The sequence below is a fragment of the Streptomyces bathyalis genome, assembly GCF_015910445.1.
Lineage (GTDB): Bacteria > Actinomycetota > Actinomycetes > Streptomycetales > Streptomycetaceae > Streptomyces > Streptomyces bathyalis.
The window spans coordinates 2,288,670-2,308,229 of the sequence record NZ_CP048882.1 but is presented as its reverse complement, the minus strand read 5'-3'; the positions used below and the strand labels follow the sequence as shown (position 1 = coordinate 2,308,229).

Below are 19,560 nucleotides of genomic sequence, written 5' to 3'. Positions count from 1 at the left end.
CCGGTCCTGCGACGGCTCAATCGCTGAGGTCGCGCTCCCCGTTGCGTCCGGGATCGCTGAGGAGAGCGACCAGGTGGGCGGCCCCGGCCGAGAGCTGACGGCGAGCCTCGCGCAGCTGCTGTTCGGTCACACCGTGATCGCGTGCCGCGTCGCGTACGTCATCGCGGAAGTGGTCGAGGAGGCGCTCCAGGTCCCGTCCGGGATCGTCGCTCGGGGTGTCCTGCTCCTTCGCCCAGTCGGGGGCCTGGGGGCCCGCCGCCTCGCCGCCGCCTTCGGAGGACTCCTGCCGCAGATACGGGAACCAGGACGTGGCGTGCTCCGTGATGCGGCCCAAGTTGCCCATCTCGCGGGCCAGTTCGGACATGCCGTCGCGGACCGCCCCCGGCCAGTCGCCCGACTTCGCCCGTGACTGGACCTGCTCCTGCACCTGCCGGGCGATGCGCTGCACCTCCTCGACGGCGGCCGCGCGAGCCTGGGCCTCCTTCGCCTGGCGCTTGGCCTGCTGGGTCTCCTTCTTGGCGCGGCGGGCCTGTTCCTTCCACTCCTCCTTGGCCCGCTTCATCTCCTCATTGGCCTGCTGCCATGCCTCCTTCTCGGCCATGCCGGGCCAGCCGCCGGAAAGCCCGCCCGTTCCTTCCGCGCGGGTACGGCGGGCCTGCTCGCGCATCTCGCGCCGCAGATCGCGGGCGGAGCCGCTGACGTCCTCGCGGATGTCGGCGGCCAGGGACGTCAGGGATTCGCTGATCTCGACCTCGAGCTCCGCCAACTCGTCCTCGCGCTCGGCCAGTTCGGCGCGGCCGGCGTCGGTGATCGAGTAGACCTTGCGGCCGCCGCCCTCGGTCGTGTGACTGACCAGGTCCTCGGCCTCCAGCTTGGCCAGGCGCGGGTAGACGGTGCCCGCCGACGGCGCGTACAGGCCCTGGAAGCGCTCCTCCAGCAGCCGGATCACTTCGTAGCCGTGCCGTGGCGCCTCGTCGAGGAGCTTGAGCAGATAGAGGCGGAGCCGGCCGTGAGCGAAGACGGGAGACATGTCAGGCGTCCTTGCTGAGGAGGAGGTCGTCGTCGTGGAGCGGCTCGGCACGCCGCAGGAGCGCGATGGAGCCCGAGACGCTGCTGGCCTGCAGGCGGCCCCTGCCGGAGCCGAGGGTGCCCTTGACCTTCTTCGCGCCCCACTGCCCCTCGACCTTGAGCTCGTCGAACGCGCTGGAGACGCCGCCGCTCGCGGTGCTCACCTCCACGGTGGCGTCCACGGGGTTCGACATGCGCAGGGCGACCTCGCCGGAGACGGTGCCGACGGCGACGTCCGTCTCGCCGTCGCTGCCGCCGGTGTGCAGGTCGAGGATCATGGAGCCGCTGACCGAGTCGGCCTTGACGGCGGGCCGGCCGTCGATGACCGTCAGGTCGCCGGAGACGGAGTTGAATCCGATCCTGCCGGTGAGGCCCTGCGTCTCGACGTTGCCGGACACGGTCTCGGCGCGGACCGGGCCGTCGATCCCGACGAGGGTGGTGTCGCCGCTGACCCCGCGCAGATCCGTACGTCCCGTGACGCCGGAGACGAAGGCGCTGGCCCCGACGACGCCGACGGAGAGCCGCACATGTGCGGGCACCGAGACCGAGACGACCACGTGGCGGTTCCAGCCCTTGCGGTCCAGCCACTTGAGGAAGCCCTTCCAGGGGACGTCCTCGTAGGCGACGACCAGTGAGTCGCCCTCGCGCGTCACCGTGAGGGGCGGCCCCTCCACCTCGCCGACCTCGACACGGGCGCCGGGCTCGCCGGTGCCGACGACATTGACGCTGCCGCCCACGATGCGTACCTGGAGCGATTCGACGGGGTCGTCGATCTGGAGGGTCTGTGGCTCGGAGATCGACCACGAGGAGCGTTCGGCGGGCACGGCGGCCTCCCGGGTAGGCGTACGGCGGCGGCGAGCCCGAACACCGCCGCGCGCCGTCGCCGGAAGCCACGGCGCACAGCGACATATCGCGTTCGCTCAGGAACACGATATGTCGTGTGTGGGCCGGGAGGCAAGCAGGAGTACGTGCCGGCCCTCGCGTGGCCGTGCCGTCAGGGTGCCCGGTCGCCTCCCGGACGGGTTCACCGGGGTCCGGCGGACTCCCGGGTGGCCTGTTCCCGCAGGGAGGCGACCGTCATGCCCGGGGCGAGGCGGCCCTCGGCGGGACGCAGCGCTATCAACGCGGCCCTGCCGGAACGGCAGTTGGCGAGCGAGCGCTCCAGGGCGGGGCCGAACTCCTCGGTGACGCTGACCGTTTCGCCGTGGGCGCCGAACGCGCGGGCGTAGGCGGCGAAGTCCGGGTTGACCAGGTCGGTGCCGCTGACCCGCCCGGGGTGGGCGAGTTCCTGGTGCTTGCGGATCGTGCCGTAGGTGCCGTTGTCGACGACGAGGATCAGCGGCGCCGCGTCCTCGGCGACGGCGGTCGAGAGTTCCTGGCCGTTCATCAGGAAGCAGCCGTCGCCCGCGAAGGTGACGACCTGCCGCCCCGGCATGGTGACGGCGGCGGCCACGCCCGCGGGGACGCCGTAGCCCATCGAGCCGTTTCGGGGCGCGAGTTGGCGCATGCCCTCCCGGTAGGTGAGGAAGCGCTGCGCCCACAGCGCGTAGTTGCCGGCGCCGAACGTGACGACGGCGTCGGCGTCGAGCCGCGCGTCGAGCGTGGCGAACACGGCGCCGAGATCGAGGGGTTCGGGGTCGTGCAGCGTACGGCTGAACTCCAGATGGGCGGCGCGGTCCGCACGTGTGATGTCGGCCCACGGGACGGGCGCGGTGGGCCGGAGATCCGCGACGGCCCTGGCGAACGCGGCCGGTGCGGCGAGCAGCATGAGGTCGCTGCGGTGCCAGGCGCCGGGCGGCGGCCACTCCGGCAGCACATGGACGATCCGCCGTGAGGCATCCGGTCCTTGAGGCTGCTCCAGCAGCGTGTAGCCGTCCGTGCTGACATCGCCGGGCGCTGCGCCGACGCAGATCAGCAGGTCCGCCGAGGCGAGCCGTTCGGCGAGCGCGCCGGAGCGTCCGTAGCCCAGATTCCCGGCGAAGATGTCGCTGTCCCCGGGTATCAGGTCCTGGCAGCGGAAATCGACGGCCACCGGGAGCGACCATGCCTCGGCCCAGGCCCGCACGTCCTTGCGCGCGGCCTGGGTCCAGCGGCTGCCGCCCAGCACGACCAGCGGGCGTGCCGCCTGCACCAACAGGGCTTCCAGCTCCCGGAGTTGCTCCGCGGACACGGCGCCCTCGGGCACCGGCAGCGGCAGCGCGTCGGGTACGCGCGCCGTGTCGGTGAGCATGTCCTCGGGCAGCCCGACGACCACCGGCCCCGGCCTGCCGCCGGTCGCGACGGCGAACGCGCGGGCCGTGATCTCCGGCAGGCGCGCCGCCTCGTCGGCCGTCTCGACCAGCTTGGCGTTCGCGCCGAACGTGCCGCGCAGATCGAACTCCTGGAACCCCGCACGGCCGGTGTGGCCACGCGGCACCAGACCGACGAAGAGGATCAGGGGCGTCGCGTCCTGGTGAGCGGTGTGCAGCGCCACCAGCGCGTTCGCCGCGCCGGGGCCGCGGGTCGTGAAGCAGACGCCGGGGCTGCCGGTGAGCTTGCCCGCGGCCTCGGCCATGTAGGCGGCGCCGCCTTCCTGGCGGCAGACGACCATCCTCACGGAGGAGTCGTGCAGCGCGTCCAGGACCTCGAGATAGCTCTCGCCCGGCACCCCGAATACCGTGCCGACGCCGTGCGCCGCCAGCTGGTCGACGAGTATCTGCCCGCCGGTGCGCGGGAGTTGCCGTTCCGGCCGTGACTGCGACTGCGGCTGCTCCTGCTGCTGTTGTCCCTGTGTCACGCGATCGCCTTCGACGTCTCGTGCTGCTTGCTGGGGTCGTGGCCCAGACGCCTGCCCAGTTGCGGACCGGCGAGGTACGAGCCGACGGCCGTGCACCCCGCGATGAGGATCAGCAGCAAGGCGGCGGTCCACGAGGCACCACCGGAGAGGCCCAGCAGCGAGGCGGCCACCAGCGGAACGAACCCGGACAGCACGCCCGCCAGGTTGTACGACATGGCGACGGCGCTGTAGCGGAAGTTCTCGGGGAACATCCCGGAGACGACGGCACCGATCGGCGCGTACGGGATGGAGATCGCACCGATGCCCAGCGCGACGCCGAGGACGACGAGTGGGGTGCTCTTCGTGTCGACGAGCCAGAAGGTCGGGAAGGCCGCGAGCACGGAGACGATGCCGCCCACCACGCACACCTTCCACGGGCCGGCCCGGTTGGCGATCCGGCCGCCCACCACGAGCACCCCGATCTCGACGACCGCACCGACGAGCGTCGCGTTGAGCATCACGGACTTGTCCACGCCGAGCTGCTCGGTGCCGTAGGAGATGATGAACGTCGTCAGCAGGAAGAAGCCCCCGATGCCGAGGAACGCGGCGGCGATCCCGATGAGGATCCGTCCCCAGGTGCGGCGGAAGGCCTCCAGCAGCGGCGCGGGCGGCGGCCCGTTCTTCTCGCTCTCGGCCATCATCGCCTTGAACACGGGGGATTCCTCGATCCGCAGCCTCATGTAGAGGGCGACGAAGAGCAGCACGAAGGCGAACAGGAACGGTATGCGCCAGCCCCAGGAGTAGAACGCCGCGTCGGGCAGCATCCCCACCAGTGCGAAGGCGCCGCTGGAGAGCAACGTGCCGACGGGGGAGCCGAGTTGGGGGACGGCCGAGTAACTGCCGTGCTTCTCACGGGGAGTGTGCTCCAGCGTCAGCAGCATCGCACCGCTCCACTCGCCGCCCACGGAGATGCCCTGCAGGAAGCGGAGCGTGGCCAGCAGCGCCGGTGCCCAGATGCCGATGCTTCCGTAGCCGGGCAGCAGCCCGATGCAGCCGGTCGTGACGCCCATCAGCACGACGGTCATGATCAGCGCCGTTCGCCGCCCGTACCGGTCGCCGATGTGCCCGAAGATGGCGGCGCCGACCGGGCGGGCCACGAAGCCGACCGCGAAGGTGATGAACGAGGCGATGGTGCCGACGGCCGGATCCAGGCTCGGAAAGAAGAGCTTGTTGAAGACGAGGGCCGCGGCGGTGCCGTAGAGGAAGTAGTCGTACCACTCGAGTGCCGTGCCGATGAAGGCCGCGGACAGCAGGCGTTTGATGTCGGCGGTGCTCGTGGTCTTCCCGGCGGTCGCGGTCACATCGGATGCGGGTGTGGAGGGGGACGGGGGAGGGGGAGGGGTGCTCATTCGGTCTCCTCGGGGACGGTGACCAGACGGTGCGGATCGTGGGCGGCGTCACCGCCGACGGCGGTGGCGAGGACATTGATGGCGCCGATGCGGTCGGCGTCCGTGCGGAGGGGGTCGGCGTCGAGTACGGCGAAGTCGGCGAGCATGCCCGGGCGCAGACGGCCCTTGGCCGGCTCGGCGCCCGTCGCGCGCGCCGAGCCGACCGTCCAGGCACGCAGCGCGCTCTCGGCGGTGACGCGTTCGTCCGGGCCGAAGGGCGCGCCCGAATCGGTCAGCCGGCGCACCATCGCCTCGATGGCGGGCAGCGGTGCACCGGGGGCGACGGGCCGGTCCGAAGAACCCGGAACGCTCAGCCCGAGGTCGAGGAACGAGCGGAGCCGGTAGGTCCAACCGGTGCGCTCCGGGCCGAGGTTGGCCGCCATGGCGTCGCCGAATGCCGCGAGGAAGTTGTGCTGCGGCACGGGCACGACGCCCAGTTCGGCGAAGCGCCGCAGCTGCTCGGGGCGCACGATCCCGGCGTGCTCGATGCGGTGGATCACGTCCGGGCCTGGATGTTCGCGCTGTGCGCGCTCGTACGTGTCGAGGGCCAGGTCGACGGCCCGGTCGCCGATCGCATGCGCGGCGACGCTCCAGCCGGCGCGGTGCGCTGCCAGTACGAGACCGGTCATCGCGTCGGGGTCGTCCTGGAAGTACCCCGTCTGCTGGTCGTTGCCGGCGCCGGGGGCGTGGCCGCAGCCGCAGAAGGGTTCGGTGACGGCTGCCGTACGGCCCAGGAGCGAGCCGTCCAGGAAGATCTTCACCGGGCCGACCGACAGCCGGTCGTCACCGAGGCCCGTGCGCAGCCCGAGATCGAGTCCCGTGGTGATGCCGTCACCCGGGTGTGCGCCGACCAGCGGGTGCAGCGCGTCCGAGGCGATCATCAGCTGGGCTCGCGCGTTCAATCTCCCGGTTTCCAGGGCGAGTTGGTACGCGGCGAGTTCGACGGGCGTCTGACCGATCCAGCCGCCGCCGATGCCCGCCTCGGTGAAGCTGGTGATGCCCTCGGCGAGGTAGCGGCGCGTCGCGGCCTGGACCGCGTCGGCGACCGTCTCGACCGGGTACGGAAGCACCTGGTCCTGCGCGAGCTGCTGCGCGGTCTCCTCCAGCAGGCCGTCGGGGCTGCCGTCCGCGTCGCGGGATATGACTCCGCCGACGGGCGCCTCGAAGCCGGGGTCCAGCGCTCCGGCGCGCCGCAGCACCTCGCTGCTGACGTAACACAGGTGCCCCGAGTTGTGCTTGAGCCATACGGGACGGCCTCCGGCAGCGCGGTCCAGCGCTTCGCGGTGGGGGCGGCCTCCGGTCCTGTGGTGGTCGAGCCCCGCGCCGACGACCCACGCGCCCTCGGGGAGGGTTCCCGCGTGCCGGCCGACAGCCGCGTAGACCTCGTCCAGGGAGCGGGCGGTGGACAGGTCGAGCTGGGAGAGCGTGAGCCCGTACCAGGCGGTGTGGCAGTGGGCGTCGTTGAACCCCGGCACCACGGTGGCCCCGCCCGCCTCCAGGACGCGGTGGGCGCGCAGCCCTTCGATCTCCTCGTCCATGCCGACGACGCGGCCGTGCAGCACGCCCATGCTCCGCGCGGAGGGGCGGTCCTCGTCCAGGGTGACGACGTTCGCGTCCCGGACGATCAGATCAAGTCGCATGCGTGGTACTCCGTACTCCTCGTCGCCGTTCCCCGTCCGCGCCCCCGGGTCTGCGTCCGCCTCAGGTCAGGGACGCGGTACGTCAGGCCAGATGGTGGAGTTGGGCCAGGGGGACCCCGGTGGCGGCTTCCGTCGCGGTGGGTTCGCCGTCGACGAGGACGGGCCCGGGGGAGCGGGGCACTTCGACGCGCGGCGTCGCCGTGTTGTGCAGCATGTCGGCGCGCGAGAGGCCGCGGCTGTCCCGCACGGCCGCGTAACGCAGCCCGTCCGGAAGGGAGTTGCGGGAACTCGTGTCCGCCAGTGCCTCCGCGCCGACGAAGACGCGGGCGAGCTGTGAGGCCGCGTCGCCGAGCGCGCCGTAGTACGGCCGGTACGTGCGGGGCTGCGTGAGGCGCGTCGACCCGGAACCCGAGCCGGTGTTGCCCCACGCCACGAAGCCGCTCTTGATGACGAGTTCGGGCTTGGTGCCGAACCAGGCCGGATGCCACAGCACGATGTCCGCGAGCTGTCCGGGCGCCACGCTGCCGACCTCGTGCGAAATGCCGTGCGCGACGGCCGGGTTGAGCGTGATCTTCGCCAGATAGCGCAACACCCGTGCGTTCGCGCTGTGTTCGACGCCGGTCTCCCCGCAGCGTGCGGCCTGGAGGTGAGCGAGCTGCCAAGTGCGCCGCACGGTCTCGGCGATACGGCCCATGCCCATCGAGTCGGAGTTGACCATACTGATCGCACCGAGGTCGTGCAGGGAGTTCTCGGCGGCGATGGCGTGCGCCCGGATGCGGCCCTTGGAGATCTCCACGTCGCTCTCGATGTGGTGGTTCTGCCGGTGGACGGTCATCGTCATCGGGAAGAGCTCCTCGACGGTGTTGACCGTGTAGGGAACGGTCGGAGTCGTCGACGAGGGCAGGATGTTCGCCTCGGAGAGGATCTCCAGCAGGTCCGGATGCCCCCCTCCGCCCTCCACGTGGTACGCGTGCACGGTGCGGCCGCGCGTCGCCCCGACGGTGTCGCGCAAGTAGCCGGACTCGTTCATCGAGTCGGTGTGCAGCGCCACCGGCAGGTCGGCGTGCTCCGCCGCGCCCAGGCAGGTGTCGACGATGCGCGGAGTGGCCCCGAAGTCCTCATGGATCTTGAAGCCTCCGGCGCCCGCCAGCACGATCTCGTCCAGGAGCGTGCGCGAACTCGACGAACCCCGCGCCAGGAACGCCACGTTGAGCGGTGTGCCACGCCATGCGCTCATCAGGGTGTGCAGGTTGCGGGCCGGGTTGCAGCCGATCTCCCACATCCCGCCCAGGCCCATGCCGACGACGGTCGTCACGCCCGCCGAGAGCGCCGCGGGCGCGATCTCGGGCGAGGAGAGATGCACGTGGCTGTCGACGATGCCGGGGGTGGCCAGCAGCCCTTCACCGGGGACCATCGAGGTGTGGGAGTCCACGGCGAAGCCGTCGGAGGCGGAGCCCGCGGAACCCGTGGAGCCCGTGGAACCTGCGGAGCCCGGGGAGCCCGCCGCGTTCGCGCCGGTGCCGTTGGCGCCGGTGGCGTGATGACCTCCCGCGCCGCCGACCGACACGACCCGCCCGTCCTTCACGCCGATGTCCGTCTTGCGCACGCCCAGCCGGGGATCCAGCAGCACGACGTTGGTGATGATCATGTCGAGTGCCGAGTCGCGGTCCGAGCGTGGCGAGGCGAGCAGCCCGTCGCGAACGGTCTTGCCGCAGCCGCCGAGCAGTTCGTCGCCCGGGGTGCCGTCGTCCGTCTCGACCTCCACCCACAGTCCCGTGTCGCCGAGCCGGATGCGGTCGCCGGTCGTCGGGCCGTAGAGCGCGTTGTAGGTGCGCCTGTCGACGTGGGTGCTCATGGATGTGCCTCCACCAGTTCGACTTCCCGCTCGCCGCCGGGTTCGAAGACGAGCGCCGTGCCCGCGGGGATGTCGAGCCGCATGCCGGCGGCCGCGTCACGGTCGAAGTGCAGTGCCTCGTTGGTCTCGTCGAGCGGATAGTGCGAGGAGACGTAGACGGCGCGGTCGCCCGTGTTCCGCACGGTCAGCCGGAGCGTCCGCCGACCCTCGTTGATGCGTACGGGCTCGGGTGCCGTGCGGACGGCACCCGGCGCCTCCATCCGCTCCCTCTTCGTGCTGCCGCCCGGCCCGATCGGGTTGTCGACGGCCACCAGCGACGTCCCGCTCGGGAAGAGCGCCTCCACCTGGACGGTGGGCACCATCGCGGCGACCCCCTCCATCACGTCGTCCTCGGTGAGGACCGCGCGGCCCACCGCGATCACCTCGTCCATGGTCAGCCCGTCCCAGGCGGCCTCCAGGACCTCGTCGCAGATGAGGGCGATGGCCTCGGGGGCGTTGAGGCGGCGGCCGCGGGCGCGGCGCTTGCGCGCCAGTTCAGCGGCGGTGAACAGCTGAAGCCGTTCCTTCTCGCGAGGAGTCAGATGCACTGTCGAAGCCTCCGTGGTCGACCGGCCGGTCGGGGGGACGCGAGCGATCGACCCAGGATTGCTCGCGGTGCGCGGAAGACCAACGTTGAAGTATCGCGGACCTGAGCGTCACAATTGTGCATGTGCACAGTCAGGCGGATCCCACGGCCGCGGCCCCGCATCCCCGCGCGGCCGAACTGGCCGTTGAATGCCTCAAGGGCATCGACGGCCTCCTGGGCGACTGGCTGGAGACCGTCCGGCCGCTCCGCGAGCACTACGCGGACTCCGTCCCCGACGACGACTTCCGCGAGACCGCGCTCCAGGCATTCGAGCTGCTGCTGCGCACCGTCGCCGAACTGCCCGTGCCCGCCGAGCTCGCCGGGATCTCGGAGCGCATCGGCGAACGCCGCGCCCGGCAGGGCGTGCCCCTCGACTCGCTGCTCGCCGCGGCCCGGCTGGACTTCCGGGTCGTGTGGGCCGCGCTCGTCGCCCGGGCCGACGACGAGGACAAGGTGCTGCTCGTGGCCTCCGCGTACCACGTGTGGGAGGCGGTGGAGGCGCACGTCACCGGCATCATGACCGCATACCAGCGCACCGTGCTCGAGATGGGCCGGCAGCGCGAGGACGAGCGGCGGCTCTGGTTCGACCGGCTACTGGAGAGCGCGGGCCGCAACCCGACCGTGGTGCGCGACGCGGGCCTGGCACTCGGCTTCGCGCCCGCCGCGTGCTTCCTGTGCGTCGCCGCCCTCCCCGGGCCCGGGCCGGGGGAGGGACTGCACGGCGCGGCAGCCGCGCTGCGCTCCGCCGGTGCCACGCTTCAGCGGCAGACCGTCTCCTCGGCTGCGCTGCTGATCGTCCAGCTGGGATCCCGCGTCACCGAGGAGACCGTGCTCGCGGGACTGGAAGGCGTGCGGTGCGGGGTCTCACCCGTCGCCGACGGGCTCGCCGCGGTGCCCCGCGCGGTCGAGCTGGCCACCGCCACCGTGCGGGCGCTGCCCGAATCGGCGCCCGGGCCCCTGCGGTTGGCCGACGCGTGGCTGGACGTACTGGTCAACAGGGCCGGCCACTTCACCGCGCACCTGGCGGACGACGTGCTCGGCGGCCTGACGGGCGACGGCACGCCGCCCGGCGAGACGGACCGGCTGCTGCACACCGTCCGGGTGCACCTGGCCGGAAGCGGCTCCATCGCGGAGACCGCGAAGGCGCTCTACTGCCACCGCAACACCGTGCAGCAGCGGTTCACACGCTTGCACGAGTTGACGGGGCGCGACATCCGCCGCCCTGAGGACGCGGCGCTCCTGGCGCTCGCGCTGCGGGCGCGGGAGAGCGGGGAGAGGTAGGGAGGAGCTCCGGTCCGGAGCCCTGAGCCGCAACCTCTCCGGTCAGTCCTCCTCGTCCTCGTCGTCGAGCCGGGCCAGCCATGTGGCCAGACGCTCGACGGGGACCTCGAAGTCCGGATTGAGGTCCACGAAGGTCCGCAGCTGCTCCGCCAGCCACTCGAAGGTGAACTCCTCCTCCCCGCGCCGGCTGCTGAGCTCTTCGATGCCGCGGTCGGTGAAGTACAAGGAGCGCTCCTGGAAACGGTGGACTGTGCCGTCCCAAGATTATCGGCGGCAGACTGTCCGCTGCGGGACGGCCGCGAGAAGCGTGGAGGGGACCTGTGGAACGGGGTATCCAGGAGATCGAACTGCCGGGCGGCGAGAGAGTGCTCGCATCCGTCCGTGTGCTGCAGCCGGGGCGGCTACCCGGCACGTCGGGTGTGTACGAGGAGGAGTCCGAGTTCGAGGACACAGCGGCGCCGGACCGGCTGGGCACGCGCGTCGAACGGCTCAACGAGCTTGTCAGCGGGGTCGGTTCGACCGTGCTGGAGGCCGCGAGGTCCGCGCGCCCCGACGAGGTGAGCGCCACGTTCGGCATCGAGGTCATGGCCAAACCGGGCAAGGCCGTTGCCGTGCTGGCCGACGGCGAGGTGAAGGGTGCGATCTCAGTGACGCTCACGTGGAAACGGCCGGAACCCACCTGCGGCGAGGGCGGCCCTGAGGCCGGAAACTTGGGCGGAAACGCGGCGTCCGACGCGTAATCTTGTGGCTCACATGCCTCAGCCAGGAGGAATCGGGGAACGGGGGTGGCGATGGTCGGCGTCGTCTTCAACGGGGGGCCCGGGACACGGGCTGACGCACTGCCGGACAGGGGGGCACGAACCAGTCTGCTGTCGTGCGCCATGCGTGTCTCGTGAGCGCCGTCGAGAGCGCCGTGCGCTCAGCCGTCGTACGGATTGGTGTACCCGGCGAGGGGTATGACCGCGAAGACGACGGCCCGCGTGCGGAGTTCTGGGGAAGCGGCTTCTTCATCGCGCCGGGCTGGGTCCTGACGAGCGCGCACGTGGTGGCCAAGGGGAGGGGTGCCGTGTGGAGCGGTGAGCGCGTCATCGGCATCACGCTGGAGTCCGGTGAGATGATCACCGGCGAGCTGGCGTGCGGACTTCCACGTCCCTCGGGTGCCGAGGACGGGTCTTCACCCTGGGACGATCCCGACCTGGCCCTGGTCCGTGTCCCGGAGACGGCCGGCGCTCCCCATCCCAACGGCCTCTGGCTGAGCGATCGTTCGGCACTGAATTCTTCCAACGTGCAGCTGTCCGGCTACTCGTCCGCGCTGAGCCGTGGCTCGGTGGACTTCATCCAGGTGACGGGGCGGGCCAGTGCCGGCACCGGTGGGCCGATGATGCTGGAGGACGCATATCTGCCGCCGGGTTGCTCCGGCGGCCCCGTCGTGGACCGTGACCGGGGCAGCGTCATCGGTGTCAGCAAGGGGCGCGCCCGGGACGGCCAGATCGCGCGGGCCACACCGATCACCGCGTTGGGTCGCTTCTGCGAGGCGGGAGCGCGCGAGGCGGCGGTGTGGCGGGAGGCGTTGCGCGCTCACGACCGGCACCATCTGGAGCGCTATCTCGCCCTCGACTGGAGCTGGCCGCGAGAGCAGTACGTGCGGGAGCAGCAACGCGACCCGGGCGGGTACGCGAGCGGGTTCACCGCCTACGATCGCGCGGAACTCTTCGGCCGTTTCGCCGAGTTGCCGTCGCCGGTCAGTGCCGGCGAGGTGCTCGAGATGGTGGAGGGGGCGTGCCGCGACGTCAGGCGGGAGACGTTCCGGCTCCATGTCCACGCACCGCGCAGCTGGCGCGAGGGCGTCGGGCTGCTCTACGACATGCACGACGGCGGCGCCCGCGGCGGCGAGGGCAGCCGCGACCGCGAACGGGCAGCCGTGGTGCTGTACGCCGCGCGGGTGTGCCGGGCCCTGTCCGGGCCCGGCCGCAGCACGGTGCCGCGGCCCCGTGCCGTGCCTCACGAGGAGCACACCGGTCATCGGCCCAGCCCTCTCGCGGAGTTGGAGGCCTGGGTCGGCAACGCCGCGGTGACCCTGCCGAACAGCCTCGACAGGGAGCTCGTGCGGGACATCCTGGTTTCCGCGACGGCTGTGTCCCGTCCCCGCTCCTCCTACGCCGACGTGCTCGTCGAGATCGACCCCGACCTCTACGGCACGCATCCCTGGCGGATCAAGCTCGTCCAGGAGGACGGTCAGGTCGCTCCCGTCCGGCAGAACGAGACGGGCGTGCCCCGCGGCGAGCTGGAGCGTGACATCCGCGCCGCCCTCGCCGACGCCCTCGACAAGGGAGACATCGGCGAACATCTGGCAGCGGTGGATTTCATGCTGCCGCGCGCGCTGTTCGACGAGCCGGTGGAAATGTGGCGGGCCAAGGTGGCGGGCCCGGACGAGCCGTTCAGTCCCCACACCCTGCCGCTGGGGCACCGGCGGACGGTCGCGCTGCGCGACCGGCACCGGTGGATGAAGGCGGAACCCATCCCGGAGTGGCACCAGCGCTGGCGAGTCATCAAGAAGGGACACATGGCAGCGGTCCCGCTGTGCCTGGGCGCTCCGGGTGGCGGGGAGGAGGGGCTTCACCACACCCAGCGCGAGAGCGAGCTGGCCGCATACGGAAGGCTGCGCAGCGCCGAACCGCATGCCGTGCCCGTGCACTGCGCGCGGGCCGGCAGCGGTCAGGGCGCCGTGGCTCTGGGTGTTGCGCTGGGGGCTGGGTACCCGGTGGTCATGTGGCGGCGATGCGACGAAGAGCACGCGGATTGCGGAGAGTTCCAGGAACGCGCCGCGAAGCTGCTCCGTTCCGCGGTCTCCGCCGGAGCACCGAAGAGCCTGCGCGAACTCGTACGCGATCTGCGCAACCGGAATGCCGGTCCTGACGACTCTAAGATCGCAACTTCCCGGGCCGGAGAGCTGGTTCTCCTTTACGATCCGCCGCAAGGACCGCAACTTGCCGACGAACCGCTCCGAGCACCCCCGCTCCGCCCGTAGCTTCGGGCACCCACCCGCATACACCGACGTCACGACGACCCCCGAACCGGACCGGAACAGCGAGGAGCTCACAGTGAGCGATTGGCGGATCTACCGGGGAGCGGGCCTCCCGCACGACGGCGCCCGGCACTTACCGGACCCGCCGCCCTGGAGGGATTTCACCCTCTCGAGCGGCTCCGGAAGCGGCGACGCCGAGGACGAACGCGGGGCTGCCCGACGGCTGGGCGTGCAGCGGCAGTTGGTCGAGAACCTGCACCCGCGTCCCGAAGAGGTCGAGGCGATCAACGCGGCGCTGTATCTGCGCCGGCCGCTGCTGGTCACCGGCAATCCCGGCACCGGCAAGTCGACGCTCGCACATGCCGTCGCCTACGAGCTGGGTCTCGGACGGGTGCTGCGCTGGCCCATCGTCAGCCGAACCGCTCTCCAGGACGGGCTCTATCACTACGACGCCATCGGCCGCCTCCAGGACGTACAGCTGGACAGGGCCGTCGGCGGGGAACGGGCCGAACGGCCCCCCATCGGCTCGTACATCAGGCTGGGTCCGCTGGGCACGGCGCTGCTGCCGCAACGCGAGGGCCAGGATGCGCTGCCCCGCGTGCTGCTCGTCGACGAGCTGGACAAGAGCGATATCGACCTTCCGAACGACCTTCTGAACGTGCTGGAGGAGGGCGAGTTCACGATCCGGGAGCTGGAGCGCAGCGCCGACCGGGAGCCGGTCAGCGACGTGCTCACGGACGACGGCGACAAGGTGGCCGTGACCGGGGGCCTGGTCCGCTGCACGACCTTCCCGTTCATCGTCCTGACGTCCAACGGCGAGCGCGACTTCCCTGCCGCGCTGCTGCGCCGGTGCATCCAGCTGGAGCTGAAACCGCCCACCGAAAAGCAACTCGCCGCCATGGTCACGGCCCATCTCGGCGAAGAAGCTCTCGTGGAGGGCGAGGAGTACATCAGGCGCTTCCTGGAGCGCGACGCCGGACAAGTCGTCGCCACGGACCAACTGCTCAACGCTCTGTACCTGACACAGCGGGCAGCAGGCGCGGAGCGGGTGACGCGCAACCGTCTCGCCGAGATGCTGCTGCGGCCGCTCGACCGCCCGAGGTGATCGAGGATGGACCGCAGCGGGCTCCCGAGCGGGCTGCCCCACCGAGCCGGGTCACGGCTGGCCGCGCTCGTCTCACGCATGCGCGAGGCGGGTTGGGAGCCGACGGCGGAAGAGGTGGCAGATGCGCTGTGGCTCGCCCGCTGGGCGGACCCGGGCGCGCGCGAGGTGACGCAACCGGCTCCGGTTCAGGACGGTGAGGAGGCAGCGGAAGCCGCGGGGGACCTGTACGGGCACCGCCGCCAGATGCCGGCTCCGGAGACGGACGAGCCCGAATCGAGGTCCCCGGCCCCGGGGAGGCGGGCAGCGACCCCCTCCCGGTCCACGGTGTCCCTGTACGCGCCGGACCGGCACGGCGGAGCCCCTGGCAGCGCCTTCCCCGTGCGTGCCCCCGCCGCCAGCACCTTGCCGGGCCTGCTCGGGATGCAGCGCGCCCTGCGCCCATTACTGGGCTACCGGCCCCGGCTGCCGTCCCTGCCTTCCGCGCATTCCGTACTGGACGAGGCGGCAAGCGCCGAACTGAGCGCCCGCAGCGGTGCCGTGCGTCCTGTCTTCGGGCCGGCAGCCCGGCCCGAAGCCGAACTGCTGCTGCTGATGGACGCGTCGGCCACCACCTCGGTCTGGCAGCTGACCTTCGACAAGCTCCGCCAGACCTGCGAACGCCTCGGTGCCTTCCGCGACGTGCAGGCCCTCTGCCTGCACCGCGGCAAGGGCGGTACGCCGCTCATCGGCACCGGACCCGACCCTTCCACCACCCGGCTGCGCCCCGCCGACCAGTACCGCGACACCACGGGGCGGCGTCTGACGCTCATCGTCAGCGACTGCGTGGGGCCGCTCTGGCAGGACGGCGGCGCTCAGCGGTTGCTGCACCGCTGGTCCGGCGGATCGCCGACGGCGGTGGTGCAGCCGCTGCCCCCTCGGCTGTGGCCGCGCACGGCCCTGCCGGGCGAACCCGGGCTGCTCGTACGCGACACGGGACAAGGCGGCCCGGTCACCTTCGAACCCGACGGCTACGGGCCGCCGCCCGCGCCCGACGCGCTGCCCGTTCCCGTGCTCCTGCCCACGCCCGCCGCACTCGGCAGCTGGGCGCGTCTGCTGGGGGGCGAGGGACGGCAGACTGTGCGTGGTGCCGCCGCCTGGGTGCGGCCGCGGCACCACGCGATGCCCGCTCCGCAGGGTTCGCGCCGGGCCGACCCCCGCGAACTGCTCGGCGCCTTCCGCGCCTCCGCCTCTCCCGGGGCGCTCGATCTCGCCGTTCATCTGGCTGCCGTACCGCTGGTGCTGCCCGTCATCCAGCTCGTCCAGGAGGCGATGCTCCCCGACACCGGGCCCATGGAGCTGGCGGAGGTGCTGCTCAGCGGGCTGCTGGAGCGGCTTCCCGACGTCGAGGACTCGCCGGGGCCGCGGTACGACTTCGTATACGGCGTGCAGGAACTGCTGTTGCAGTCCCTCGACCAGGGTGCGGCCGAGTTGGTGCTCAAGCACCTCTCCGAGTACGTCACCCGGCGCTTCGGCAAGGGGACGCGCAACTTCCCGGCGCTGGCGGTGGCACGGCTGAGCAGGCGGTCAGTGGGAGAGGAGCCCGCCGAGGACGCGCGGTCCGACATCCGTGACGTGCCTGACGAGCTCTTCGCCCAGATCCCGGCACGCGTGGTGCGCCAGTACATACCCGATCCGGCGGCAGACGCGTCCGGCGGTGCCGCCCAGGCGGAACTGCTGCTGCGCCGCTGGAGGGAGCAGGGCGATCCGTGGCTGCTCGACGAGGCACGCCGCCACGCCGAGGCCGGCGTGGCGGCGGAGGAGGAGAACGCCCGGCTCGTGCTCGGGCAGGTGCTGCGCGCCATGACCAGGACCGGGGCCGTACGCCGGCGTCCGGGACGGGCACAGGAGCTGCTGCGCGAGGCGGAGAGCCTGCTGACCGGCGACGGGATCGAGATCCGGCTCGAACTGGCCCGTGTGCAGTACGAGTTGTGGAAGAACGACGGCGACCTCGCACCTCTGCTCGCCGCGGTGCGCACACTGCGCGGAGCGGCGGGCGGTACGCGGCGCGCGGACGGGACCTTGCGCAAGCGCGTCGAGGCCGAGCGGCGGCTGTGGCTGGGCCGGGTGCTGCTGGAACTGTGCAGGACGGAGGACGGGGGCCACGCCGAGCAGCGCTCCGTCGCCGCGGAGGCTGCCGTCGAACTGGGTGCTGCCGCCGATCTACTCATCACGACCGGACGGCCGGACGACCGGCTCTGCGGAGCGCTGCTCGACCGCAGCTCCGCTCTGCGCCGCTCCGGAGCCGAGATCAGTGAACGGCTCGCGAATCTGGACCGGGCCGAGGTCGCAGCGGGCGAGGACGGCGCGCTGCGGCTGCGCTGTGCACGGGGGCGCGCGCGTGTGCACAGGGACGGAGGCGACCTCTCCGCAGCTGACTCCGCATTCGCCGCCGCGGAGGCCCTCACGGAACGCGACAGCCTGGACCGTGCGGAACTCCTCACGGAGTGGGGGTCGATGCTGCTGGACGACGGCGGGGCGGAGGAGGCGTCCGGGCATGCCGAGGGGCTGCTGCGCGAAGCGCTCACCACCGCGCCCGCCGAGGGGGCGCTCGCGTCCCGCGTCCAGCTCCTGCTCGGCGGCGCACTCGTGGCCCGCTACCAGCGTGAGCAGTTCCTCCCTGACCTCTACGAGGGCTGTCATCTGCTCGAACTGGCCGCCCGCAAGTCCCCCGAGGGCCAATTGCGCGCCGAGGCCTGGCTGTCGCTCGGGAAGGCCCGGCAGCTCTACCCCGCCGGCCACGTCCAGCCGGGCCGTGCCCGCGAGGCGCTGACCCGGTCGCTCAACGAGGCTCTGGAGGCACGCGGCGCAGCTCGGGCATCGGTAGCCGTGGCCCGTGCCCTGATGGGACGGGCCGACCTCCACCGGCGGGCCGACCGCTCCCAGGCCGCCCTCGCCGACTACCGGGCCGCGTCCGACGAGTGGCAGCGTCTCGCGGGCGAGCTGTCCGAAGAACTGCCCTGGGACGAGATCCGCGAGACGAGGGAGCGGATCGCTGCTCTGGAGGCCGGATGAGTGGGGCCCTCGGCCCCAACGGGTTTTCCTTGCAAGGGTGTTGGGAAGAACCCTGCACCGGCGGCGGCAGCCTCCCCGGAGAGGCGGCAGGGAGGAGAAGCGGGTGCCGAAGCAGGGGAGTGGCACGTCCGGCCGGGCCTGGTCACGGGACGGGAGAACGCTGTCCCTACCCGATCTTGCGGGCGTCGACCTGCACGAACTGCGGGTCATGGAGGACCCCGCTCTGCTTGCTGCGGTCGACGAAGTGCTGCGCGGTCCCGAGCTGTTCGACGAGATGTGGGCCGGTGGTGGCGGGGAGCAGGGTGGCGTGTGGCACCCGGTGCCCCCAGGCCGCCGGCCGGGAAGCTCAGGGGCGTGATCGGGCCAATTCTCGTCAGCGGGGAGGGTGAAGGTGCAGCCTGTCACGGCCCCCTCCGCCGTCCCCGCGGGCGGTCTCGCGTCGCTGGCCCGCACCAGGCCACACCCCGAAGACCTCCGGTTGTTACGGGCCGGGATGCACAGCAGGCGGCTGGTCCTCCTCAAGTCCCTGCTCACGCACGCGGAGCGTCACGCCGTGCCCCCGTCGGTGCGGCAACGGCTGAATCGGCACTGGCGGTTGCTCGAGCAGGCCGAGGGGGACGACCCGCCCGCCTTCCGTGAAGCGCTCGCCTACCCGTCCGTGGGCACATGGATCATGCACGCCCTGAGCATGCCACCGGGAGACGGGGACGTACTCGGCGCTCTCGCAGCCGCAGTGGCGCTGAGTACCCGCACCGGCTTCCGCATGACGCTGTCCGCCCCCGGCGGACTGCTGACCCTCCCCGGCATCGGTGTGTACTCGGCCCATGCCGAACTCGTCCGCGTCGTCGCCGGGCCGCGCAGCCTCCGGCTGGCCCCCGCACACCGCCGCAGCGGGATCACGCTGCTGCCCCCCTACAACCGCGCGACGGGTCCTGGCTGGCGGGGACTGCGTCCGCTGCCGGGCAGCAGCACGTTGCTCGACGACCTGGATCCGTGGCGCGCCGGCACTCTCCCCGCTCACCGTTCCGGACCGCCCATAACCGGTGGCGCCGCGGCGGACAGCGGGCGCGCGCGGGACTGGACGGCGCGATGGCAGGCGGCGCTCGCCCTGCTCGCGGGAGCCGACCCGGGCCGGCTCTGGGAGATCGCCGCGCTGGTGCGTTCCGTGGTGCCGATCACGAGGCTCGCGCAGGGCGGCTTCAGCGCCACGCTGGGTTCCGCGCCGGGCGCCGTGATCACCGAACTGCCGGAAACCGCTTGGGGACTTGTCGCCGTGCTCGTCCACGAGACCCACCACAGCAAGCTCACCGTGCTCGAAGACCTGACACCGCTGCGGCTGGAGGGGGGCCGCGCCGTCCACCACGTCGCATGGCGTCCGGACCCGCGGCCCGTCGGCGCGGTGCTGCACGGTACGTACGCCCACCTGGCCCTCGCCGACCTGTGGCACCATCTCGCCGCGCGAAGAGGAGCGACTCCCGACGCCCGCACAGCTGCCCGCGCCCGCCGCGAGGCCTATCGCGGCCAGGTCGCCGAAGCCCTCGTCGTGCTCCGTGGCTCCGGTGAACTGACCCCGGAGGGCGGCCGGTTCACCGACGGCATGGCGTGGCACCTCGCGAGCCTCACGGAACGGTCAGCACGGTACCGCCCACGGAGCCAAGAGCCTGTCACCGGTAGGTGACATACGGTAATCTCGCCGCGGCTCACCGC

At 72.0% G+C, this 19,560-nt stretch carries 15 protein-coding genes; 6 read left to right on the top strand and 9 right to left on the bottom strand.

Translation table 11 applies throughout. The features are described 5' to 3' along the window. Positions 1-16: 16 nt before the first annotated feature. From G4Z16_RS09785 to G4Z16_RS09760, 7 genes are all read right to left on the bottom strand, one after another. Entirely contained in the window at positions 17-1,030 is a 1,014-nt protein-coding gene (locus tag G4Z16_RS09785) for a PadR family transcriptional regulator (protein WP_197350469.1), read from the bottom strand. Between the two features lies 1 nt (position 1,031). Beyond that, the gene (locus tag G4Z16_RS09780) at positions 1,032-1,892 is read right to left on the bottom strand and encodes a DUF4097 family beta strand repeat-containing protein (protein ID WP_197350468.1); all 861 of its coding nucleotides are present in this window, start codon (positions 1,890-1,892) and stop codon (positions 1,032-1,034) included. Between the two features lie 200 nt (positions 1,893-2,092). After that, positions 2,093-3,844, bottom strand: a complete 1,752-nt coding sequence (locus G4Z16_RS09775; protein ID WP_197350467.1) for a thiamine pyrophosphate-binding protein — start codon at positions 3,842-3,844, stop codon at positions 2,093-2,095. Further along, the gene (locus G4Z16_RS09770; RefSeq protein WP_197350466.1) at positions 3,841-5,232 is read right to left on the bottom strand and encodes an MFS transporter; all 1,392 of its coding nucleotides are present in this window, start codon (positions 5,230-5,232) and stop codon (positions 3,841-3,843) included. The genes G4Z16_RS09775 and G4Z16_RS09770 overlap by 4 nt, the downstream gene beginning before the upstream one ends. Next, the gene (locus G4Z16_RS09765; RefSeq protein ID WP_197350465.1) at positions 5,229-6,911 is read right to left on the bottom strand and encodes an amidohydrolase; all 1,683 of its coding nucleotides are present in this window, start codon (positions 6,909-6,911) and stop codon (positions 5,229-5,231) included. The genes G4Z16_RS09770 and G4Z16_RS09765 overlap by 4 nt, the downstream gene beginning before the upstream one ends. Before the next feature lie 82 nt (positions 6,912-6,993). Then, positions 6,994-8,766, bottom strand: a complete 1,773-nt coding sequence (locus G4Z16_RS32430) for an urease subunit alpha (protein ID WP_246530766.1) — start codon at positions 8,764-8,766, stop codon at positions 6,994-6,996. Then, positions 8,763-9,353, bottom strand: coding sequence for an urease subunit gamma (locus G4Z16_RS09760; protein ID WP_246530765.1), 591 nt, complete (start codon positions 9,351-9,353; stop codon positions 8,763-8,765). Before G4Z16_RS09760 ends, G4Z16_RS32430 begins: the two co-directional genes overlap by 4 nt. A gap of 122 nt (positions 9,354-9,475) precedes the next feature. On the opposite strand from G4Z16_RS09760, the gene G4Z16_RS09755 reads away from it, so the two are divergent. Further along, the gene (locus G4Z16_RS09755) at positions 9,476-10,672 is read left to right on the top strand and encodes a PucR family transcriptional regulator (RefSeq protein WP_197350464.1); all 1,197 of its coding nucleotides are present in this window, start codon (positions 9,476-9,478) and stop codon (positions 10,670-10,672) included. A gap of 42 nt (positions 10,673-10,714) precedes the next feature. On the opposite strand, the gene G4Z16_RS09750 is transcribed toward G4Z16_RS09755, so the two are convergent. Further along, positions 10,715-10,897: a DUF6104 family protein gene (locus tag G4Z16_RS09750; RefSeq protein WP_197350463.1), complete on the bottom strand. Its 183-nt coding sequence runs from the start codon at positions 10,895-10,897 to the stop codon at positions 10,715-10,717. 95 nt (positions 10,898-10,992) lie between these two features. Between G4Z16_RS09750 and G4Z16_RS09745 the strand changes: the two genes are divergently transcribed. The 4 genes from G4Z16_RS09745 to G4Z16_RS09730 all read left to right on the top strand — a co-directional run bounded on the left by G4Z16_RS09745 (position 10,993) and on the right by G4Z16_RS09730 (position 17,853). Next, positions 10,993-11,412: a CU044_2847 family protein gene (locus tag G4Z16_RS09745; RefSeq protein ID WP_197350462.1), complete on the top strand. Its 420-nt coding sequence runs from the start codon at positions 10,993-10,995 to the stop codon at positions 11,410-11,412. Positions 11,413-11,564: 152 nt separating this feature from the next. Further along, positions 11,565-13,700 carry a VMAP-C domain-containing protein gene (locus tag G4Z16_RS09740; protein ID WP_197350461.1) on the top strand — a complete coding sequence of 712 codons (2,136 nt, stop codon included), beginning with the start codon at positions 11,565-11,567 and terminating at the stop codon, positions 13,698-13,700. A 73-nt stretch (positions 13,701-13,773) separates the two neighbouring features. Next, on the top strand, positions 13,774-14,802 hold the full coding sequence (locus G4Z16_RS09735; protein ID WP_197350460.1) for an AAA family ATPase: 1,029 nt from the start codon (positions 13,774-13,776) through the stop codon (positions 14,800-14,802). A gap of 6 nt (positions 14,803-14,808) precedes the next feature. Further along, the gene (locus G4Z16_RS09730; RefSeq protein ID WP_197350459.1) at positions 14,809-17,853 is read left to right on the top strand and encodes an SAV_2336 N-terminal domain-related protein; all 3,045 of its coding nucleotides are present in this window, start codon (positions 14,809-14,811) and stop codon (positions 17,851-17,853) included. Positions 17,854-18,019: 166 nt separating this feature from the next. Here the strand turns inward: G4Z16_RS09730 and G4Z16_RS09725 are convergent, their stop codons facing one another. Beyond that, entirely contained in the window at positions 18,020-18,169 is a 150-nt protein-coding gene (locus G4Z16_RS09725) for a hypothetical protein (protein ID WP_197350458.1), read from the bottom strand. 177 nt (positions 18,170-18,346) lie between these two features. On the opposite strand from G4Z16_RS09725, the gene G4Z16_RS09720 reads away from it, so the two are divergent. After that, positions 18,347-19,531, top strand: a complete 1,185-nt coding sequence (locus G4Z16_RS09720; RefSeq protein ID WP_246530764.1) for an aKG-HExxH-type peptide beta-hydroxylase — start codon at positions 18,347-18,349, stop codon at positions 19,529-19,531. Positions 19,532-19,560 lie beyond the last annotated feature (29 nt).